20 protein-coding genes and 7 pseudogenes are annotated in these 18,551 nt (G+C 61.0%); 10 read left to right on the plus strand and 17 right to left on the minus strand.

Annotation, left to right across the window (positions count from 1 at the left end):
* Positions 1–27: 27 nt before the first annotated feature.
* The 3 genes from HFX_RS15315 to HFX_RS15325 all read right to left on the minus strand — a co-directional run bounded on the left by HFX_RS15315 (position 28) and on the right by HFX_RS15325 (position 2,795).
* Positions 28–333: a hypothetical protein gene (locus HFX_RS15315; protein ID WP_231512943.1), complete on the minus strand. Its 306-nt coding sequence runs from the start codon at positions 331–333 to the stop codon at positions 28–30.
* A gap of 337 nt (positions 334–670) precedes the next feature.
* Positions 671–1,672: a homing endonuclease associated repeat-containing protein gene (locus HFX_RS15320; protein ID WP_004060446.1), complete on the minus strand. Its 1,002-nt coding sequence runs from the start codon at positions 1,670–1,672 to the stop codon at positions 671–673.
* Between the two features lie 226 nt (positions 1,673–1,898).
* Positions 1,899–2,795, minus strand: coding sequence for a hypothetical protein (locus HFX_RS15325; RefSeq protein WP_004060445.1), 897 nt, complete (start codon positions 2,793–2,795; stop codon positions 1,899–1,901).
* Between the two features lie 860 nt (positions 2,796–3,655).
* Between HFX_RS15325 and prf1 the strand changes: the two genes are divergently transcribed.
* Complete coding sequence (prf1, locus tag HFX_RS15330; RefSeq protein WP_004060444.1) at positions 3,656–4,732, plus strand: peptide chain release factor aRF-1; 1,077 nt, start codon at positions 3,656–3,658, stop codon at positions 4,730–4,732.
* Positions 4,733–4,981: 249 nt separating this feature from the next.
* Here prf1 and HFX_RS20130 read toward each other — a convergent pair whose 3' ends face one another.
* The 6 genes and pseudogenes from HFX_RS20130 to HFX_RS19270 all read right to left on the minus strand — a co-directional run bounded on the left by HFX_RS20130 (position 4,982) and on the right by HFX_RS19270 (position 6,881).
* Positions 4,982–5,149, minus strand: coding sequence for a hypothetical protein (locus tag HFX_RS20130; RefSeq protein WP_004060443.1), 168 nt, complete (start codon positions 5,147–5,149; stop codon positions 4,982–4,984).
* 197 nt (positions 5,150–5,346) lie between these two features.
* The gene (locus HFX_RS20135; RefSeq protein WP_004060441.1) at positions 5,347–5,517 is read right to left on the minus strand and encodes a hypothetical protein; all 171 of its coding nucleotides are present in this window, start codon (positions 5,515–5,517) and stop codon (positions 5,347–5,349) included.
* Positions 5,518–5,547: 30 nt separating this feature from the next.
* Positions 5,548–5,754, minus strand: a pseudogene (locus tag HFX_RS20340) (type II toxin-antitoxin system death-on-curing family toxin); the annotation flags it as partial.
* A gap of 5 nt (positions 5,755–5,759) precedes the next feature.
* Entirely contained in the window at positions 5,760–6,101 is a 342-nt protein-coding gene (locus HFX_RS15345) for a type II toxin-antitoxin system PemK/MazF family toxin (protein ID WP_004060439.1), read from the minus strand.
* Positions 6,098–6,457, minus strand: coding sequence for a MarR family transcriptional regulator (locus tag HFX_RS15350; protein ID WP_004060438.1), 360 nt, complete (start codon positions 6,455–6,457; stop codon positions 6,098–6,100). The genes HFX_RS15345 and HFX_RS15350 overlap by 4 nt, the downstream gene beginning before the upstream one ends.
* Positions 6,458–6,546: 89 nt before the next feature.
* Positions 6,547–6,881: pseudogene (locus HFX_RS19270) on the minus strand (DUF7558 family protein).
* Positions 6,882–7,016: 135 nt separating this feature from the next.
* On the opposite strand from HFX_RS19270, the gene HFX_RS15355 reads away from it, so the two are divergent.
* Together HFX_RS15355 and HFX_RS15360 are read left to right on the plus strand one after the other, a co-directional pair.
* On the plus strand, positions 7,017–7,607 hold the full coding sequence (locus HFX_RS15355; RefSeq protein WP_004060437.1) for a helix-turn-helix domain-containing protein: 591 nt from the start codon (positions 7,017–7,019) through the stop codon (positions 7,605–7,607).
* Positions 7,608–7,661: 54 nt separating this feature from the next.
* Entirely contained in the window at positions 7,662–8,501 is an 840-nt protein-coding gene (locus HFX_RS15360) for a DUF4870 domain-containing protein (protein WP_004060436.1), read from the plus strand.
* Positions 8,502–8,554: 53 nt separating this feature from the next.
* Here the strand turns inward: HFX_RS15360 and HFX_RS15365 are convergent, their stop codons facing one another.
* From HFX_RS15365 to HFX_RS15375, 3 genes and pseudogenes are all read right to left on the minus strand, one after another.
* On the minus strand, positions 8,555–9,091 hold the full coding sequence (locus HFX_RS15365) for a hypothetical protein (RefSeq protein ID WP_004060435.1): 537 nt from the start codon (positions 9,089–9,091) through the stop codon (positions 8,555–8,557).
* Between the two features lie 182 nt (positions 9,092–9,273).
* The gene (locus HFX_RS15370; protein ID WP_014732627.1) at positions 9,274–9,657 is read right to left on the minus strand and encodes a hypothetical protein; all 384 of its coding nucleotides are present in this window, start codon (positions 9,655–9,657) and stop codon (positions 9,274–9,276) included.
* Positions 9,654–10,372 (minus strand): annotated as a pseudogene (locus tag HFX_RS15375) (IS5 family transposase); the annotation flags it as partial. The pseudogene HFX_RS15375 and the gene HFX_RS15370, both read right to left, overlap by 4 nt.
* Before the next feature lie 478 nt (positions 10,373–10,850).
* Between HFX_RS15375 and HFX_RS15380 the strand changes: the two are divergent.
* From HFX_RS15380 to HFX_RS15395, 4 genes are all read left to right on the plus strand, one after another.
* Positions 10,851–12,083 carry a hypothetical protein gene (locus tag HFX_RS15380; RefSeq protein ID WP_238547492.1) on the plus strand — a complete coding sequence of 411 codons (1,233 nt, stop codon included), beginning with the start codon at positions 10,851–10,853 and terminating at the stop codon, positions 12,081–12,083.
* Between the two features lie 175 nt (positions 12,084–12,258).
* Positions 12,259–13,500 (plus strand): hypothetical protein, encoded by a 1,242-nt coding sequence (locus HFX_RS15385; RefSeq protein WP_179955390.1) that lies wholly within the window; start codon positions 12,259–12,261, stop codon positions 13,498–13,500.
* An 80-nt stretch (positions 13,501–13,580) separates the two neighbouring features.
* On the plus strand, positions 13,581–13,940 hold the full coding sequence (locus tag HFX_RS15390; protein WP_004060598.1) for a winged helix-turn-helix domain-containing protein: 360 nt from the start codon (positions 13,581–13,583) through the stop codon (positions 13,938–13,940).
* 1 nt (position 13,941) lies between these two features.
* Positions 13,942–14,277: a DUF7521 family protein gene (locus tag HFX_RS15395; protein WP_004060597.1), complete on the plus strand. Its 336-nt coding sequence runs from the start codon at positions 13,942–13,944 to the stop codon at positions 14,275–14,277.
* A 155-nt stretch (positions 14,278–14,432) separates the two neighbouring features.
* Here the strand turns inward: HFX_RS15395 and HFX_RS15400 are convergent.
* Positions 14,433–15,212 (minus strand): annotated as a pseudogene (locus HFX_RS15400) (DUF5915 domain-containing protein); the annotation flags it as partial.
* Here HFX_RS15400 and HFX_RS15405 point away from each other — a divergent pair.
* Both HFX_RS15405 and HFX_RS20345 read left to right on the plus strand, forming a co-directional pair.
* Positions 15,144–15,515: a type II toxin-antitoxin system VapC family toxin gene (locus HFX_RS15405; protein ID WP_004060595.1), complete on the plus strand. Its 372-nt coding sequence runs from the start codon at positions 15,144–15,146 to the stop codon at positions 15,513–15,515. The pseudogene HFX_RS15400 and the gene HFX_RS15405 overlap by 69 nt on opposite strands.
* A gap of 11 nt (positions 15,516–15,526) precedes the next feature.
* A pseudogene (locus HFX_RS20345) lies at positions 15,527–16,077 on the plus strand (DUF7342 family protein).
* A gap of 43 nt (positions 16,078–16,120) precedes the next feature.
* Here HFX_RS20345 and HFX_RS15415 read toward each other — a convergent pair.
* The 4 genes and pseudogenes from HFX_RS15415 to HFX_RS20350 form a co-directional block, all read right to left on the minus strand.
* The gene (locus HFX_RS15415; protein ID WP_004060593.1) at positions 16,121–16,942 is read right to left on the minus strand and encodes an SWIM zinc finger family protein; all 822 of its coding nucleotides are present in this window, start codon (positions 16,940–16,942) and stop codon (positions 16,121–16,123) included.
* A gap of 2 nt (positions 16,943–16,944) precedes the next feature.
* Positions 16,945–17,397: a hypothetical protein gene (locus HFX_RS15420; protein WP_004060592.1), complete on the minus strand. Its 453-nt coding sequence runs from the start codon at positions 17,395–17,397 to the stop codon at positions 16,945–16,947.
* Positions 17,394–17,906, minus strand: a complete 513-nt coding sequence (locus HFX_RS15425; RefSeq protein ID WP_004060591.1) for a winged helix-turn-helix domain-containing protein — start codon at positions 17,904–17,906, stop codon at positions 17,394–17,396. Before HFX_RS15425 ends, HFX_RS15420 begins: the two co-directional genes overlap by 4 nt.
* A 77-nt stretch (positions 17,907–17,983) precedes the next feature.
* Positions 17,984–18,356: pseudogene (locus tag HFX_RS20350) on the minus strand (transcription initiation factor IIB family protein); the annotation flags it as partial.
* On the opposite strand from HFX_RS20350, the pseudogene HFX_RS20140 reads away from it, so the two are divergent.
* Positions 18,330–18,452: pseudogene (locus HFX_RS20140) on the plus strand (hypothetical protein); the annotation flags it as partial. The pseudogenes HFX_RS20350 and HFX_RS20140 sit on opposite strands and share 27 nt — an antisense overlap.
* Positions 18,453–18,551 lie beyond the last annotated feature (99 nt).

The following is an 18,551-nucleotide window of genomic DNA, read 5'->3' on the forward strand; positions in this document are numbered from 1 at the left end:
AAGTAAACTAAGTAAACTCAGTAATAATTAGTCAGTTACGTACGGCTTTGTTTCATCTATAATATTTTTTGCCAGGGTAGCAATTTCTCTCGCTTCTTGTGGAGCAGGGTCTGTTCGAGGTGGGTGTTTGACCTTGTTGTATAGCTCGTTAATTCTATTGACGTTCTCGCTCCGGAAGTACTGTCTCTCGAAGTCATAGGCCTCATCAAGTTCCGTAAAGAGATTTATGGTCCGGAAATATCCGATCCATTTTCCAAGACCGTACTGACCCATCGGCCCTATCCGATGTATTGCTTGTTTGTGTTTGTCTAGGTCAGGGGGGCAGCGTTCCATTGCAGCTCCTTCAGGAAAATCTACTCTGTTGTATTGGCATAAACCAGAGTGTTCTATCGCTTAGGCCAACATGTATGTTGTTGGATTCGATCTGGTAATCCAGCTTTCCCACAGAGGGAGCAATCCCGCAGGGATGTCGGTGGCAGGTTGTCCCAAGCGTCCAGAGCGGCTGTTCAATGTGCTTCGACGATTGGTGAGTCGGTTGTCTGTCGGCCTTCACGAAGGTGAATGCGAACCCGTTCACGGGCTTTGAGCATTCTACCTTCGGTCATGCTGGTACGGGAAGCCGGTGTCCCCGCCACCCATCGTCGGGGGCGAGAACCACCACCGAGAGTGATTAGCGAATATCGGGGTGGAGTGGTGCGAACTGTTCCCAGAACCGATGATGCGCAGCGCAGAGTGTAATGAGATTATCGAGTTCGTTCGCTGCCTCGGCGTCGTATCGGCCGTCTGTATCGACGAATTCTCGCCGCGGTGTGATGTGATGGATATGGAGCTCGGTTCCACAGCGGGCGTGGTGTTCGGATTGATCGACGTCACACCCAGGCGTCTGGCAGCAGTAGTCGTCACGCTCAAGCACTCGCTGACGCTGCCGGTGCCACCGTGTCTCGCTCCACTCCTGTCGCTTCCACCCACTTCCCTCCGCTTGTGACTCACCATATCCCGCACGTCGTTTCGCCTGTCGCCACGACTCGAAGCGGTCGTAATAGGTTGCAACGTGATACCGACCCTCGGAATTCATCTCTTTGACTGTCGGAGGATGACCGAGTCGTGAAGCAAGCCGGTCGATTTCAGCGAGGAGTTCCGCGGTGGCAATCTTCGGCTTGCCAGCGGGTTCAAAGCCTGCTTCGTGCACGGCGTTCGCCCACGACCCAAATCGGTTCGCACAGGTTCGTTGCGAGTACGCGCCCTGGTCGTCCATCTCTGGTGCGGTCGGCACACGACCGAGTTCGTCAGCTAAGTCCCGAATCGACTCCAATAATGCCTCCTCTGGAACTCGACGCTCTTGGGCTGGGTTGTGTCCGATCGAGCGGATGGCGTCACACCACGAGCCGAACTCGTTCCGGTACGCCGTTGCCGAATACGCCCCGTCTGCATTCATCTCGTCCCGCGTGGGTGGCCGGCCGAGTTCCTCAGTGAATCGTCGAAGTTCAGTTTGCAGTTCGTCACGTCCAATCGAGGTTTGGCCACCGAGGTGACCACGATAGGATGCGAGCGAGGTGAAGGTCTCACCACACGTCTCGCATCCGTACTCCCCGTACCGATGGGCGGAGGCAACATGGCCACCGAGATTGCTGACCGCTTCGAACGTGGCATCACAGTAGTCGCATTCATACATTCCTGTGTCACTCGCCGGTCTGCTTGCGCCGGCACCCATCGCGGCGCCAGAAAAACTGCTCTTGAGGTCGTGGCTGCGCGCGCAGCGGAGTCCTCGTGAGCATCGCGAACGAGGGCACGTGAGACGAGCGAATGCGAGTCTCACGGAGCGAGCACGGAGCGGAGGGTGGGGAGGTGGGGTCTGGGTCGGTCCGGCACGTAGCAAAAAAGAGAGCCGCGATGACTGGCTATTCCCACCAGCGACCGCGCTCAGGGAAATGCAGGGTCGACCACCCAGTGACGGCTACTGAGACCCGTCCTTCGTACCAATTTCTCGCCGCGCCGTGGATGCGTACCTGTTCGCCTTCTTCGATCCACGGGGCATTCGATTTCTCCCAAATCGTCACCTTGGTTTGCCCGCTCTCGTCCGCGATGAGGCCAACTTGAGCGATGGCTGGTGAGTCGCTCTCCCAGAGCACCTCGACCTGACCTTCGATGCTCACCTCTTTGCGAGTGACGTCCTCGAGCTTTCCGATGGGAACCACCTGCCCCGGCGCCGTCTGCAACTCCTCGAACACCCCGACGACCGCGCTCATCAGGTCTTTCCCACCGACGAGGGCCTCACCCAGCCGCTGACCAATCGCCGCTCGCGCCCAGCCATCCAGCTTCTCCGCCAGCCGCATCGACTGCTTGTTCACCGCCGCCAACTGCTCCTGCGTGAGTTCTGCACGGGGATCACCTCGTTCCGGGTCAGCCATCGGATTCACGCTCGCCGCCCGCTTCTGGAACTCTGCACGCCGCTCAGCGCTCCTCCTCGCCGCGATGTCTCGCGTCCGCTTCTCCCGACCGTCTTGCGTCCCCAGCTCTGCTTGGGCACTGATGCGCTCCAGCTCAGCCTCCCGCGCACGAATGCGCTCTTCCTGTTCGAGGGTCGCACCGTAGATCCGCTCGTCACTGGTGTCGACCATCCCGTCCGGGTGGTTCGCATCGACCTTTGCCTGTACCTCCATCTGCACCGTTGCCTGGAACTTCGGCGTCTCATCGACGACTTCGAAGCCGTCTTCGTCGACCGCCGCTTCGTCCGCTTTTTCGAATGCCTGTTCATCGACCGAAACTACATCAGTGGTAACGTTCTTACTTGACATTGGTACTCACTTGATCCTGGGTACCGCGAAGGCGCTCACTCGGCGTCTTCTTCCGACACCACGACTCTCCAGCCGTGGCTGTCCACAACGACCAACTCAACCATCTGCGCGCTCTCGCTCGCGCCTTCGCGAGCGCCCCCTGGGGCGCGAGCGAGAGCGCGCCATAGGGAGGCCACCCAACCAGCACCGCGCGCCGACCCGCCCGGAGCGAGCGGCCAGCTTTAAGCCGTTTCTCGCGTCCGGCCCGGACTGCGGGGTCCGTGTCCAGGGCGACGGTCGGCGAGAACGCGCGCCGCGGTGTGGCGCGCGACAGCGCAGGCGGCCCAAAGCGCTGGAACGCGAAAGCCCGCGAGGGGCGCAACCGAAAACGCGCTTAATGCTGGCGCCGAGACCAGATTCATTTTAGCCTGGAACGGCGAGCTTGCTCGCCGCACGCCCGGAATGGTCGGTCGCGAGCGACGCGGAGGGCGGCAGCGGCGAGCGGGGCGTGCCGTAGAGAAACTCCGTTCAACCGGGCTCGACGCTCAGCGAACCAGCCGATATCCTGGCGGACTCCGAAAGGGCGAGGGCGTCTCGGTCGTCCCCCGACCCCGCAAGCACCACAGGCACGAGGAGCGCAGCGTGGGTCGCGGGATGCCGAGCGGCCGAGGGCTTTCTATTCGTTCTCGGCCACCGCTAACCGTCTCGACGGAAGCATTATCCTGCACCGTCACGAACGACATAGTATGCACCACACACCGCCGGTGCAACAGGTGAACGTGCGGACGATGAGCGCTTGCTCTGTTCTTTCGTAGTTGGTAGCGGCGCCGGCGGGTGTATCGCCTTCTCATCGAGCAGCGACGCCGCTTTCACCGAGACAAATGCAGACCACCGAGTACGAACTCCGCGATCGAATCGACCAGCTCACAAACTACCGTGGCGAGGGCACCGAGCTCATCACCGTGGCCGTCCCGCCAGACAAATCACTCCATGCGGTCCGTGAGCGCATCGACCGAGAATATGCACAGGCTGCGAACATCAAATCCGATCAGACACGAACTCACGTCCAGGACGCTCTCGGACGCATCCGACGCCTCCTCCAAGCGTACAAAGAGACACCACCAAGCGGCCTCGTCATCTACGCAGGTGTCGTCGACGGTGAGCTGCAGGACGCCGTCTTCGACGATCTCGACGTCCCCGTCGACGTCTCACTGTACCGCTGTGCGGCTGAATTCGAGATAGCCCCCGTCGAGCAGGCGCTCACCCCGTCAGAGGTGTACGGTCTGGTCGTCCTCGAACGGGGCCGTGCCGCCCTCGGTCGCCTCGCCGGCGAACGCATCGTTTCCAGCCGGACCTTCGAGAGCCAAGTGATGGGAAAATCCCGTGCTGGCGGTCAGAGTGCGCAGCGATTCGAACGCGAGCGAGACCGACAGAAACACGAGTTCTTCGAGCAGGTCGCCGACGCTGCCGAGCAGACGTTCCTCGATGAGCCCACTGTCGATGGCGTCATCCTCGGCGGGACGACAATCACCGTCGACGAGTTCCAGCAGGGTGACTATCTCCACCACGAGTTGCGGGACCACATACTAGGCGTCTATCCGATTGAGTACGCAACCAAGCAGGGTCTCTCGCAGCTCGTTGAGCGTGCCGAGGACGTACTGTCTGATGCTGAGCGCCGACGGGAGCGGGAATCCCTCGATCGGTTCTTCACGGTGCTGGGACAGGGTGGAGATGTCGCCTACGGAGCTGATGAAACGCAAACCGCCCTCGACTATGGAGCAGTCGACGTCCTCCTCGTTTCCGACGCACGGCCACCAGCAGAGATTCGTGAGCTGGAGGAAGCGACGACCGACCAAGGCGGTGAGTGTCTCGTTGTGTCGACTGACACAGATCGAGGTGCCCAGTTCGATACTGCATTCGGGGGTCTTGGAGCGCTCCTCCGGTTTCCGATCAACTAAGCCGAGTAGTATTGGCCGCCATAGTTGTCGTAGCGTCCCAGTGTAGGGTCTGGAGGTAGTCCCCGGTCGCGCAGACAATCTCGAGCGGCCGTAAACCGGGTGGGTTCGATGGCACCAGTAGCAGCTATGCTGTTTGTCGACTGGAGCGGAGATTGAAGCTAGTGGAGTGGCGGGCCTGTCTTCCACAACGCTGGGAAGTTTGTGAGGAGGGTCAACAAGGGGAACCAACGGGTGCGACGCTGTGAGAGGTCACGCGTCAGCCACTTCGTTAATGAAGTCCTCGTCCAACTGCTGTTTCAACACCCACAGGTTTGCCGCCGTTTCGGCGCTGACGAACTCTGTGAGCTGGTCGATAGTGATTTCGTCATCGTAGTAAGCGGCCGCGATTTCCTGAGTGCCCGCGTCCTCGTCGGTCATCGGCCACGCACCCGACTGCGAGCGGCCGCGAACCGAACCGGTTCGGTTTCGTCAGCATCGGCTATCTCGTTTATATTCTGGCGCTGATCGTCTTCAAACTCGTTTGAGTTCAGCATCGTAGTCCTCCTCTCCAAGATCATTGACATATACGGGCCGCTCCGTCGATAGCCACGGAAGCGCTGAGTAATCATGGCGAATTATTCGTCTTCGAGTGCTGCATAGATCTCCGCGTGGCGGCGTCCGTCAAGCTTCCCCATCTCGAGGGCGATCTCGCGACGTTCGGCGTCGCTCTCGGCCGCCTGATACCGCTCGTAGAGCTGGCGGACCTCGTCGTCGACCGCCGACGAGGAATCGGTGCTGGACGCCATTATTCTCGTGTACATACTCTGTGTGTCCCTTTATCGGTTGCGACGAGCACAGGCCTGGAAGTAGATGACTGCAGTCTCTGTGTCGACCGCGGCTTCGTCAGTTGCGAAGCAGTGCAAAAGAGCCCGAATTCCATCACCGTACTCGAACGTGTACCCGTTCAGCATATAGAAAACGACCACCGTTCGGAGCGCTGTTCGTTTGTTTCCGTCGACGTATGGGTGCTCCGCAACGAGCAGTCACCTCAAGACGATATGTAGTCGATCAACTGGCTCGCCACATCCTCAGTTCGTTCGTCGACGAGAGAGGTCAGATAGTGCTCTACGTCCGCAGCACTGTTGAGGGTCGCGAGCGACCACGGGAGGACGTGACTTCGTTTCCCGAGTGGGTCGCCCGCGTAGTCGTCGTCCCGGAGTGTAAGTGCCTCCTCATGGTAGGTCTTCGTGGAGAGCAGGACCGTGATGAGTTGAGTACCATGGTTCGGGAGTTGAGGCGCTCCCAGAATGAGCATCGGGCGACCTTTATCCGAGAGTGGGTCACTCGCCCAGACGATGTCGCCACGTTCCAAGTCCTCGAACGCAGTCACTGTACTTCTTCCATCTCGTCGGTCTGGAGTTCCTCAAGACGCTCCTCACCGTATTGTTCGTCTGCAGTCTCGTAGTGTCGGTGTAGCCGGTAGGCAGATTGGAGCCGTTCCTCGTCGTCCGTGATCGCCCAGTACGGGCGCTTGTGCCGCACGAGACCGCGCTCCTTCAATCGCGAGAGAATCGCACTGACCGCGTCTGTATCCAGCCCGAGGTGCTCGGCGATCGTTGCCGCCTTCCACGCCCTGTCGTTATTCTTGTCGAGGAACAGCACAATCCGCTCGGTATCATTCCGGTCCTCGAATTCGTCGGCGTCAGCGTTCTCGAACTCGTCGATATCGATGGTACCGCTCGACATAGACTAGTGTTGGGACTGTTGGAACATAGTTGTTTGGTGTGTTTGTTACGTTGGTTAGAGTGTTTCCGTGCATAGAGAGGTGGATTGGGTCACCCTACCGGCGTCGCGACGATATGCTCCTCAAGATCGCGTGTCCAGTACGTTGCTGGGCCGCCGGGACAACATCTCGCACACAGCTGTAGTGGGCCTTCTAGGTGGCCGATTTCGACACGGAATCGTGTGAGGGCTGCAAGCGCATCGACGACGAGACACAACTATCGCAGGCGTGGTGGTCACGGTCGTCGGGATCGGGATTCGACTGGGTCGCGCAGTCGACGCAGATCGGGTGGGTGACCCGTTCGTCCTGCCACCAGGTATGGGCCTTGCCAGTCTCGGTACCAGGCGGCGCGTCGCAGGACGCACAGCCAGTGAGCATTTGCTGCATCACTCGCCCTCCGCGTCGGCGTCGTGGCCGACCAGACTTTGATAACGAATCCGTTTCATGGCCGTGAAATGGCGGTTCGTGGGGGCAAAAAACCCGTCTCGATTTAATAATCCCCGTCAACAAGGGGGTGGTACCGTGTCCGCGCTTCCGTCATGGATCGATGAACGGATCGATCGGAACCTCGACAACACGCTCTCCCAAGAGCACGTCGTCAAGACGATGATCGAGTCAGATCGACCGTTCTTCTCCCTTCGACAACTGCACGCACGTATCAAGCCCGAAGTGAGCAGGGCAACGGTCCGAAACCGGTTACAGGAGTTACAGACGATCGATGTCGTGGCCACAGAGACGTACCCCGACTCGATCACCCTGTACTACATTAACCATCCAGAATCGGACTGGCCGCTCTCACCGGAGGGAAAACGCGCGCTACACACAGATACCCCGCTGGACCGGCTCTCCACTCGTGCATTCCTCACGCTATCGGACACAGCAGGGATCCGCACGCTCGTGCTCGCTGGACTTCAGTTGAGTTTGGTGCTGTTCGCTCTCGGTGGTGTTCTCACAATCGTCGGTGCTGATGTAAGCAGTACGCAGAGCGATATCGTGCTGTGGGACACCGCAGCTGAGCTGCTGGTGATCAGCCTGGCGTTGTTCCTCGTAGAGCGACTCGCCCGCTGGGTCCGCGACCGATACAGCCCGTTGAACCTCCTCCCATCGACGTAATCTGAAATCACGCAATAACATCGCATCGCCCACCACACGACCCTCCACAGCCCAATGACATCAGCATCCACATCCATCGCACCTGGTCCCGAACTGCTCAACGAACGATCGATCGGCGGCATTCTCGTTCACCTGCTGTCGATCCCAACTGGCGTCGTCGGCGCCGGAATAGTGTATCTCGTCGCGACCAACGAGTTCACCAAACGGAACGCTCGCAACGCACTCGACTGGCATCTTGCCGTGCTAGCACTGACAGTGCTGACGTTTGGCTCCGCATTCACTTATGCCGAACTCACTGGCCAGGGCATCACCAATGGGGTTCCGCTTTCCGCACCCATCGCCGCCGGGGGTAGTTTCGTCATCTCGGCGTTGTTCCTCGTCTGGATGATCATTACGACCTGTACGTTCCTTGTCGGATTCATCGCGACGGGCAAAGCAATATTCGGTGACGCGTGGCGATATCCGCTGACGCCGGCGCTCGTCGAGCGGTTCAGCTCACAGGTCGAACTCCCCGGTGGATGGCCAATCGTCATCGTCGGGTACGTGGTGTTCGCGCCGCTCGTCATCGGGGGAGTCTTTCTCGGGCCACATGAGGGAGCGGCCTTCTTCGCAACTGTATTCGGCTTGTTCGGTCTCATCTTGGTACTCACACCGCTGACCGGTGTTGCGATGTATCTTCACGCAAAACGCGCGAGCCAGACAGATACGGCTTGGGAGCCGCATACCGCCGCGTACATTGGGGCGCCTGTTCTCGTCGCTGTCCTCGCATACGCTCTCTCTGGGGCGTTTACTGACTCGATCAACCCTGGTGGCGACGCGATGTATGTCTTCCTCGCCGCGTTCTGGGTTACCTCGATCACGTACGTAATTCGGTGGAAAACGGCGTTGAACTGACAGAGTGAAGGCATACAACAGTAAACAGTCGGGATGGACAGCGTCTAGTCCGGTCACGGATCGCGATAGCCGATGACGGCGACGTCGTCGATGAACAAGACACCCTTCATGAAGTCGAGCTTGGTCAGTCTGTGCTGGTAGAGGTTATGCCGGCCAAGGTAGTTCACCGGCACCACCAGACAGCCGAATTCGATCTTCGGCCGACCGTCCTTCTGGGTGCGGTACCCCTTCTGGAACTTGAGCAGGTCGTCGCTGACGTTCTTCCGCTCGCTCTTCTCGATCTCGATGGCGATGCGGGCGTCGGCGTCGTAGAGGTCGACGCTGTAGTGAAACCCCTGATGCGACCAGAGCTTGCAGTTCGGGTTGTAGCCGCCGGCGGCGTCCCCCTCATACTCGTACTGCGAGAGCCCGTCGGCGATCGTAGCATCGAACCCGCCGACCTCCGTGTGTTTCGTCGAGCCGTCGAAGACACTTGCTGGGACGGCCTCGACGGCCGCCTGAATCGACGCCAGCGCATCGTCCGGAAACGCCTCGGACGAGGTTTGGGTGCGGCGCTCGCTCAGTTTGGTGAACTCCTCGACGACGACCATACTCGCTCTCGAGGAGTAGCGGGCTGATAAAACCCGTCACGACGGCCGTTCGAGCCGACCGGCCGCCAAGATACACTCACTCGAGGTACAGGGCGGTGGGTGGGGGCGAGGGAGTGGATTCAGCCCCAACGTTAACCAACACTGTGTCGGTATCGATTCGGAATATTGGTTAAAACTATCCGCTACGGCGTTCGGAGCTCTCGGACTGGTTTCACGACGAAGATGTCTGGTTCGCTAGCTACTCCCTCACCCGCCCGCTCCGTTGACGTTGAGGGCGACCGCGTGAATTGGGTGATGAACTCGTCGCGAGCCATCCGTCGAGGGGCGGTGGTCTCGTGCCAGCCCAACCGGTCGTCGAAGTGCCACTTCTGGAACTGCTCGCCGACGTCGCCGGCGGCGACGTACTGCGTCCGCGTCGACCGCCCGACCTGGTGGGCGATGAAGACGGCGCCCACGGCCTCGTGCGTGACCTCGACGAGAGTACACTCCACGAGGGCGACGACCGACGCGTGATCCCAATCGGTTGGTACGGCTGTGTTGAATCGCCATACAGCGGTTGAATTCACTGTTTCACAGCCCGCTTGATGTTATAGACGACACACATCAGCGCGATTTCTCGGAACTCACGGAACCACGAACGCGCTCGCACGGCGAAGCCGAGCGAGCGCTTGACAGCCGAGTTCACGGTTTCTGTCATAGAGCGCTGATTGTAGCGCTGTTCGTCGATTCTGGCGTTGTGCGCGTAATCATAGGGTGCAAAGATGCGATGTTTGATGAGCGGGCGAATCCCGAGGTTACGAAGGGATTCGCGGAGCGATTTCTTGTCGTATCCCTTGTCGGCAGCAAGAGACCGCAGATCGCCCGCGTTCCGACGGGCGATCTGCTCACAGAGGTCGGCGTCGCTCCCTTCCCGATTCGTTGAGCAGTGAACGTCAAGGATGGCTTGAGAGTCTGTATCGACGAGTTTCGTAACCTTGACTTCTGCACGCGGTAACTCGTCCGCTGGCAGTAGTGGCGGCTCGCAGCCGAGCGTTCGTAGAATGTAGCGTCGATTGCACCATGTTTCGAGGGGTCGTGCAGCTGCGCCGACTGGCGCAGCAGCACTCGGCAAACGCTCATACTGATCCGGTCGAACGCTTTACACAACGTGGATGCCGAGGGGAGATCGGCCTCAACGCGGCCGATCTCCCCGGTTATTTGTGGCATCTCCTTCAGCAGGTCAATCGTCATGCGGTAGGACGTGTCAAGGTAAATCCGCAGACAATGCAGGGAAACGAGAGCAATTCCTCGGATTCATCCTTCTAAACCCGTGATATCGGCTGAATAGATCGCTATTCAACAGAGCACCTGATTCTAGTCTGCAGTATAATTTTCGACATTCTGAGGGGAGTGGCTCTGGTGAAACCCTCCCAACTCACACAACCGGTTTGCTGAATACAGGGGACAAATGCAGAATGCTGCCGATGTTTGCTTCGTACTTCGATAGAGAATTGACCGTTAATTAGGTGTGCGCATTGATTATCGACAGGGCGTTTATCTAATGACCACCTCTCTTCCTGATCTGAAGAGTCGGTCGCTCCTCATGGGCTTCAGTCTGCTGTTCGGGTTTCTATTGCTCGTTCATATGCAACGGGGGAATACCGTATTAGCTCTCGTTGGCTGCTTCTCAGACGGTATATAAACCCTTCGCCGATGTTTGCCGGCGTGCGGTCGACGACCCGGTATAAAGGTGGCCGGCTGTCATCGATTACGTACCACGATGGTTCCACCAGACGACACCTCCCAACCGACGCGTCGCTCGGTGCTCCACCGCGGCGCGACGGCCGTCGCGATCGGGCTGACAACCGGCCTCAGTGGCTGTAGCGGTCTCCCGCCACTCGGCGACAAGCCCCAGTACGGCCGCGTCGATATCCCCGACCCCGGCCCGCCGGAGTACCGCCGCTGGCTCCCCGCAGGGTGGGACAGCGACACGAACGAAGACTGGTTCCTCACCTATGTCGAGCCCGGACCGTTCGACGGCCCCGTCCCCGAGGAGTTGGTCTCCCGCCGGGCCGCCCAGCGCAGAGACCTGGAGTACCTCGGGGTCGGGTACGAGAACTACGACAGCCTCACGCGTACGAACCTCGCCACTGTGCGAGAGGGGACGTTCTCGGCTGATACGGTTCGGTCCGCCCTCACAGACAGTGGCTACGAGCCCGACGGCACGTACCGCAACTACGATCTGTACGCTCGCTCGGACATCCCGCGCCGAGTGGCCGTCCGGGACGGCGTGGTCGTCTCGACGAGCGCGTCGCTCCACAGGACGCCGGACCTGGAGGCGACGATCGACGCCGGAGACGGACACACTGAGCGGTATCACGAGGTCGATCCCACGTTCGAAGCGGTCACCGACGCGGTCGGTGCCAGCCGACTGCTGTCGATCGGCAACCATCCGAGTCTCAATCCGACCGTCGCTGCCCTCGGTGCCGACGCGTTTCGAGTCGACGAGGACGCGGCGTACCACGTCCTGTTCGAACAGTATCCGGAGACGGTCGAACAGCCCGGCGAGCGGATGAAAAGCGCCATCGAAGACGAGCACTACACCGGTATGGCGGCGGCCGACACCATCGACATCGGCGTCGACGGCCGGCTGGCGACGGCCGGCGCTCGCGTTCCGCTGCAACCGGACGAGCCCCGCGACTTCGTCCCCGATCCGCCCCAGATCACGTGGGGCGTGGCCTTCGACGCGGAGACCAGTACAGTCACGCTCCGCTACGAGCTTGGTCCCGAACTCGACGCCGACCGCCTGTGGTACGATCTCGTGCCCGTCGACGCGGTCAACCGGATCGAGAACCAGCCGCTCTGGCCGGATCGAGACACTGTCGGACCGGGCGACGAGACGACCGTCGAGATGAGCGACCGTCCAGACGCCGACGGCGTCGACGTGCGCTGGGGGCCGAAAGACGACCCCGGAATGCGACTGTTCAGCTACGTGCCCGAACGCACCGAGTGATTCTGGGGCGCTGTCTGCCCGTCATGCATCTCGTTGTCGCGGATGACACACTTCGTGATGGCCGTCTCGGCGAGTGACTGATCGATTCTGTATATAAATCCTTCGTCGATGTTTGCCAGTACGCGGTCGACAACCCGATATAAAGGTGGCTGGCTGTCATCGAGTACATGCCACAATGGTTCCACCAGATGACGCCTCCCGGCCGACACGTCGCTCGTTTCTCAACGGCGGCGCGACGGCCGTCGCGATCGGTGTGTCTACTGCTCTGAGTGGTTGCACTGGCAACTTACCACCGCTCAGCAGCAAGCTCCGGTACGGAAACGTCGATGTTCCCGACGCCGGTCCACCGAAGTACCGTCGCTGGGTCCCAGCAGAGCGGGATAGCGAAACTGACGAGGGCTGGATCGTCACCTACGCCGAACCCGGTCCATTCGACGGCCCCGTTCCAGAGGAGTTCGTCGCCAGACGAGGGTTCCTCAAGATGGAACTGGACCACTTCGGGATCGGCTACGAGAACTACGACAGCCTCACGCGTACGAACCTCGCCACGGTGATCGAGGCGGATTTCACGGCCGACGACGTGGCGTCGACGCTCGCGGACACCGGCTACGAGCCGGACGGCTCGTATCGCGGCTACGACGTGTACTCCCGTTCGGACGTGCGCAGACGGGCTGCAATACGCGACGGTGTCATCGTGTGGGCGAGTGCGTACAGACACGACGACCCCGACATCGAGGCGACGATCGACGCCGGACACGGCCACAGTCGCCAGTACCACGAAGCGAGTGAGGCGTTCACGGCGGTCACCGACGCGGTCGGCGCGAGCCGACTGCTGTACATCGGCGGCTCCCATCCGGGACTCAACTCCGGCATTGCCGAACTCGGTGCCGACGCGTTTCGGATCGACGACGGTGTCGCCTACCAGCTGTTGATCGAATGGTACGAAAACGCCAGCGCAGGCTCCGAAGATCAGATGCAGCGTGCCCTCGAACAGCAGCAACACGAACTCACGAAGGAGGCAAAAACTATCGACATCAAGGACGACGGCCACTTCGCGACGGTCACTGCTCGGGTACCGACCCGGCCGGGTCGCGAGCGTGATCCGATGGACGACCCGCCTCAGATCACGTGGGGTGGACGCTTCGATCCCGCGACTCGAACCGTCACCCTTCGTCACGAGGCCGGTGAGTCGGCCGATTCGGATCTGATCTGCTACGACATCGACACGCCCGAGGACAGGCGAGAGGTCGAGAAGAAACCGCTCTGGCCCGACCAGCACACCGTGAGTGCCGGTGACGAGACGACCGTCGACCTGAGCGACGAGCCCACCGCAGAGGGAATCAGCGTGGTGTACGGTCCGCTGGACGACGTTAGCTTCCGAATGCTATTCACGCTGCCACTGGAGGACGACCGATGAGCGCCACGATCGCGCCTCGTCTCACACCCTCGCAAGCGGCACGCCCTCGGACAGCCGAGGACAAAATACTTGTTCCACGTATGTCAGACGATCCTGTGGACGAGGACCCAGACGTTGCCGATATCGTCGCCTTGCTGGACGACGAGCACGTTCGGTCGATCCTCGTCGCGACGAGTGGGGAACCGCTGTCGGCCAAGGAACTCGGCGAGCGCTGTGATCTCTCGGTGTCGTCGATCTATCGACGGGTCGACGAACTCTGTGACTGTGATCTGCTTATCGAGCGAACGCGACCGCGCCGCGACGGGCACCACGAGACGGTGTACGTCTCGACGCTCGATCGGTTCGAGCTGACGATCCGCGACGGCGAACTGGACTGGACGATTGACCGGACGGAGAGCGACCCGGCCGACGAGCTCTCGCGGATGTGGGGACAGCTCTGAGATGAACGTCTTCAGCGCGCTTACCGACTTCACCGGCATTGTCGGTCTTGTGGCCGGGGTGGCGGCGACCGGCTCCGCCCTCGTTGGCCTCTACATCGGCGGTCAGGCCTATCGCGGACTCCGACGCAACGACGACCCGTCGATGCGATATCTCTCGATCGGGATGATCCTGCTCTTCGGCGTGACGTACGTCCTGGCGCTGGCTGGACAAGGGCTCCTCACGTTCCGCATCGTCCCGATCCGCTACCAGAACGTGTTCCGGCTGATCGTCCGCCTCCTCCAGTTCGGCGGGCTCCTCCTGATCGCCTACTCCCTGCGTATCGCCACCGACTCCTAGACGACGCCTCGATAGCTGCCCACGACCGCTGACGCACCCTCCACCATGTCCCGACCGACAGCTACTCCAGACGATCTCTCACCGCTGACTCTCCGAGCCGTTCGTCTTCGCAGGCGACGAGGGCAGAACGCTCTCGACGATCGCATGCTGTGCTCGTCGCTCGCATCGGCCGCGGCGATCGCCTCGACCGATATCTCCATCTCGACGCCTTCGAGGTCCCAGGGCTTGCGGTGGCCTTCGTCGACGGTCGCGAATGCGTCGGCACGAACTTCCTCGGCGATGAGTGTCTCGTGTGCTCGGACGAGGTCGTCGATGCGGTCGTCAGCCACCGCTAGATCCAGCCGGATCCGCTCTTCGAGGTCCAGTTCCAGATCCTTGCGCATCTCCTGGACGCGGCGGATGACCTCGCGTGCGTACCCTTCGCTCTCGATGTCCTCGGTCAGCGTGATGTCGACGTAGACGACGCCGTGGCCGCCGAGTGCCTCGAACTCGGTGCTCGCGACGCCCTCGGGGGTCTCCCGGCGGAACGACACCATCTCGTCGGTGAGCTCGATCGGCTCGCTGAGCGCGTCCGAGACGGCCGCTTCCAGCGTTTCGAGGCTGCCCTCATCGACGCGGGCCTCGTTGAGTGCGTTCATCACGCGTCCGGCGTCGTCCCCGAAGGCCGGGGCGAGTTCGCTCATGTCGGCTTCCGCGGAGTAGGCCAGTTCGCCCCAGGCGTCGCCGCCGCCGACGATCTCGACGGTACGGGCGTTGAGCCGGTCGGCGACGAGGCCGGTGTGGTCCTCGATGGCATCGGTAACGTCGTCGCTGTCGGTGTCGATCACGACGCGCGTGACCGGCCAGCGGAGCTTGCGCTCGGCCTGTTGGCGGGCGTTCGAGCCAGCCTCCTCGACGGCGCGGGCGACGGCGACCTCCCCTATCGTCGACTTATCGTCAACGATTACATCGTCGACGAGACGGCCACGCGGCTGAAAAAGCAGGCCTCGATGCGGAACGCAGCGTCGTTCCTGACGACACTCGACGAGAGCACGCTCTATCAGTTCGAAGGCGTCTCCGCGGACGTCTTCGATGCCGCCAAAACGATGTTCGTCGAGTGGACCGACCTGGATGCCTCATTCACCGACTTCGTCGTCGCCGCACACATGGTCGAATTGGAGGTCGATCACATCCTCACCTACGACCGGCATTACGATGCGTTCGATGTGACGACGCTCCCATATCGCAGTCAGATCTAGAGGTGCCAAGCATGTCCGAATCCCCACGGAATGGCGTCCAGTCGTGGACCGAGTCGATGAGCGCCCGCGAACGAATTCGGGCGGTCGCCGAGACGCTTCCCGAACCCCGGTCGGTTAACTGGATCGGCAAGCAGGCCGCGCCGCCTGGAGCACGACCAACGAGGAGCACCAGGCGCTCGTCGACCAGGGCCAGCTGCGCCGCGTCGAGGCCGGCGAGACGATGCGCTACCAGCCGGACTACACGCGACTGCTCTTCGAGGAAATCTGCACGCTCATCGAGGAGAACACGCGCGAGGAGTTGCGGAACGAATTGGTCGCGATAGCCGAGGAGATCGAGGAGTGGCAGGCGACCTACGACGTCGAGACATGGGAGGATTTCGAACAGTCGCTCGCCGACGGCGACCTCGCAAGTGGCGAGCTTCGCGAACGCCGCGACGTTATTGGACGTTGGGAGGAGTACCAGGAAGACCGCCGACTCATCAAGCACGCGTTGGCGCTCTACTCGGATGTCGAAGCCCCCCGCGAACAGATGATCGATGTGGCTGACCGCGACACAAACTAATTTTCGCGGTCGTCGAACCTGCGGGCGTCATAGGGCGACACAGCTATTCGTCGGACTGCTCGCCCAGCTTCTCTCGAAGCTCGACCGCGGCCTTCTCGAAATGTTCCGCGAGGAGCGGCGTTCCCGATGTCGCCCGCTCGTCGAGGAATGCGACGGCGTCAGTGATTGCATCAGCGTCCCGTTCTGCGGTCGTGACACAGTCGACATACCCGTCGAGTGCCCGACTGAACGCACGCGAGAAGTGGTCGTACGCGCCGTCGACGCGCTCCATGTTGTCGTCGAGCGACTCAACGAGTGCCCGGTAGACGGTCGCCGCCGACGCGTCCCGCTCCTGCTCGCGGTACTCGCTCGCGAGATCGAACCACTGCGTGAAGTCGATGGGCTCTAGGACGACGGGGTACTCAGGGTTCGTTTCTTCGAACCGCCGGTCGATCGCGGTGCGATGCTCGTCGACCGACTGGCTCGTCGGCTCGCCAACGCGGGCGAGAAACCGATCACGGAGATCCGTATTGGTCGCGAGTTCGTCACGCAGGAACGCGCGGAGTTGGTCGGCGTCGGCACTATTGAGTGCGGTGTCGAGTCGCTCGCCTTCGTCTGCCGGTGGGTCGTCGACACACCGAAGTAACACGGCGACGACGTGCTTGCATGCTCCCGGCCCGTCGTACGGACAGTCGCACCACGGGGCAAACCCGTCGATGACGACATCAACACGGACATCGTACTGACGGCTGCCGCTCACGACGGCGGTGACGGTGCTGGCGGCGCGGTGAATCCCGTGGATACGCCCATCAGCAAGGTATTGTTCGCCGCGTTCGAAGACTGCGTCCGTACAGATGTCCCAGACTGCGTCCTCGGTTACATCCATCCTTATGGTGGGTTTGACGCACTATTCAGCCGATCCAGTGCATCATCCTCGTACGCTGCCCGCCACATCACATGGACGGCACGCGTCACGAGTGACACCTCAGTTACGTCGATACAGGACGGTTCCGCGTCCATCGTCGCGGCCTCGGACGGCGGGTGGAAATGGATCTCGGGGGAGTGTGTATTCGGGTGGCGATCGAAGCGCCAGTTGACGTCGTTGCTATCGACGTAGTGGAACGAATACATCCCCAGTTCGCTCCACTGGATATCGAGCCGAGCGTTCTCGGCGTCGCCCAATCCATCGCTGAGACTGATCTGCAGTTCCGTAGGGGCGACGACATCATCATACGCCGTTTCGTCGACGAGCGGCTCAAGTTCGAGCCAGAGGTCACGAATCCGCTGGAGTGCCGGAAGATAGATCGGCCCGAACTCGCCGGCGCGGTCGTTACCGTTCATACAGCGAGCTGGTGGCTGGCCTCGTCGTAAGCGAGCGCGGCTTGGGCGACGGCGAGATTCTGCCGCGTCGTGCGCCACGCGGTGAGGTCGTCCCAGCCGTCCGTCTCGCCGGCGTCGAGTTGCTGGACGAGTTCCTCCGGTGACACCACGTCGTAGCGGTCCTCGTAGCGCCGGATCTCGGCCTTCATCTCCTGGATGCTGTCGAGCAACTCGGGTCGAGTAACTTCCTCACGCAGCTCGCGGATCCGCGACATCAACACCCGGTCGCTGTTGCGCTTGTACAGCGTTGTTTGGCCATCATGTTCCGTCTCCGCGAACCCGGTGTTCACGAGCGACTTGCAGTGGCGACGCGCCGTCGGCTCGCTCACGAGGGCCCGCTCGGCAATCTCGGCTGCCGATTGCCCATCGTGGGTTTGTTCGACGATTTCGTACACTCGCTCGAACGGAGTAGTGTCGTCTTTCCAGTCCGCCTTGACCTGCTCGTTGACGTCGTCCCACGTCTCGGTCATACTGGATGCTACGCAGTCTAGGAACAAATAGTTTTCTGGGGAAATTATCTAACTCCGGTGCTTGTAGGCGAGCATTGTCAGGCTACATGCTCCTCTAACGTCTCGTGATGCGTCCGGACTGTGGTTGGTGTGACGTTCCCTGTCGCCGCGACGTCGCTTTGCGTTACCCACTGGCCGTGTTCTTGCCCCGCTTTGTAGAGACAGGCCGCTGCGAATCCTGGTGGAGTGATACCCGACGCGGCTCCTGACGATTCTGACTGTTCAGCCAACCTCCGAGCCCGCTGTCGGATGTACGTTGGAACATCGAGTTCTGACGCGAGAGGGGGATAAATTCACTCGGGCGAACCGGCTGAGTCGGCAGCCCAAGTTCTGTATTCAGGGTCTGTACGCATTCGCGACTCTCGATTGTTCAACGCGTGCTGCGTCGACGACGTCGTCGACGACCTCTGCACGTATCTCGACACCAGCGGTGCCCAGCGGACGTCTCGACTTCCCGAGTGGGAGGACTTCCAGGAACTGGCTGAGGAGTACGGGGTGACGTCATGAGGGTACGATTCGATAGCGCAGACATCCGGTCGGAACTCGAGCGCATCGGCCGGCAGCTGGACAACTCACTCACCGTCTTCTTGATTGGTGGTCGGTCGA

This window comes from Haloferax mediterranei ATCC 33500, assembly GCF_000306765.2.
GTDB lineage: Archaea > Halobacteriota > Halobacteria > Halobacteriales > Haloferacaceae > Haloferax > Haloferax mediterranei.

Excerpts from the sequence above, each read along its gene's own strand:
- HFX_RS15415 (WP_004060593.1), bottom strand. The coding sequence starts at position 16,942 with ATGGATGTAACCGAGGACGCAGTCTGGGACATCTGTACGGACGCAGTC.
- HFX_RS20135 (WP_004060441.1), bottom strand. The coding sequence starts at position 5,517 with ATGGCGTCCAGCACCGATTCCTCGTCGGCGGTCGACGACGAGGTCCGC.
- HFX_RS15420 (WP_004060592.1), bottom strand. The coding sequence starts at position 17,397 with ATGAACGGTAACGACCGCGCCGGCGAGTTCGGGCCGATCTATCTTCCG.
- HFX_RS15360 (WP_004060436.1), top strand. The coding sequence starts at position 7,662 with ATGACATCAGCATCCACATCCATCGCACCTGGTCCCGAACTGCTCAAC.
- HFX_RS15320 (WP_004060446.1), bottom strand. The coding sequence starts at position 1,672 with ATGTATGAATGCGACTACTGTGATGCCACGTTCGAAGCGGTCAGCAAT.
- HFX_RS15395 (WP_004060597.1), top strand. The coding sequence starts at position 13,942 with ATGAACGTCTTCAGCGCGCTTACCGACTTCACCGGCATTGTCGGTCTT.
- HFX_RS15425 (WP_004060591.1), bottom strand. The coding sequence starts at position 17,906 with ATGACCGAGACGTGGGACGACGTCAACGAGCAGGTCAAGGCGGACTGG.
- HFX_RS15325 (WP_004060445.1), bottom strand. The coding sequence starts at position 2,795 with ATGTCAAGTAAGAACGTTACCACTGATGTAGTTTCGGTCGATGAACAG.
- HFX_RS15385 (WP_179955390.1), top strand. The coding sequence starts at position 12,259 with ATGGTTCCACCAGATGACGCCTCCCGGCCGACACGTCGCTCGTTTCTC.
- HFX_RS20130 (WP_004060443.1), bottom strand. The coding sequence starts at position 5,149 with ATGACCGACGAGGACGCGGGCACTCAGGAAATCGCGGCCGCTTACTAC.
- HFX_RS15390 (WP_004060598.1), top strand. The coding sequence starts at position 13,581 with ATGTCAGACGATCCTGTGGACGAGGACCCAGACGTTGCCGATATCGTC.
- HFX_RS15315 (WP_231512943.1), bottom strand. The coding sequence starts at position 333 with ATGGAACGCTGCCCCCCTGACCTAGACAAACACAAACAAGCAATACAT.
- HFX_RS15350 (WP_004060438.1), bottom strand. The coding sequence starts at position 6,457 with ATGTCGAGCGGTACCATCGATATCGACGAGTTCGAGAACGCTGACGCC.
- HFX_RS15380 (WP_238547492.1), top strand. The coding sequence starts at position 10,851 with ATGGTTCCACCAGACGACACCTCCCAACCGACGCGTCGCTCGGTGCTC.
- prf1 (WP_004060444.1), top strand. The coding sequence starts at position 3,656 with ATGCAGACCACCGAGTACGAACTCCGCGATCGAATCGACCAGCTCACA.
- HFX_RS15365 (WP_004060435.1), bottom strand. The coding sequence starts at position 9,091 with ATGGTCGTCGTCGAGGAGTTCACCAAACTGAGCGAGCGCCGCACCCAA.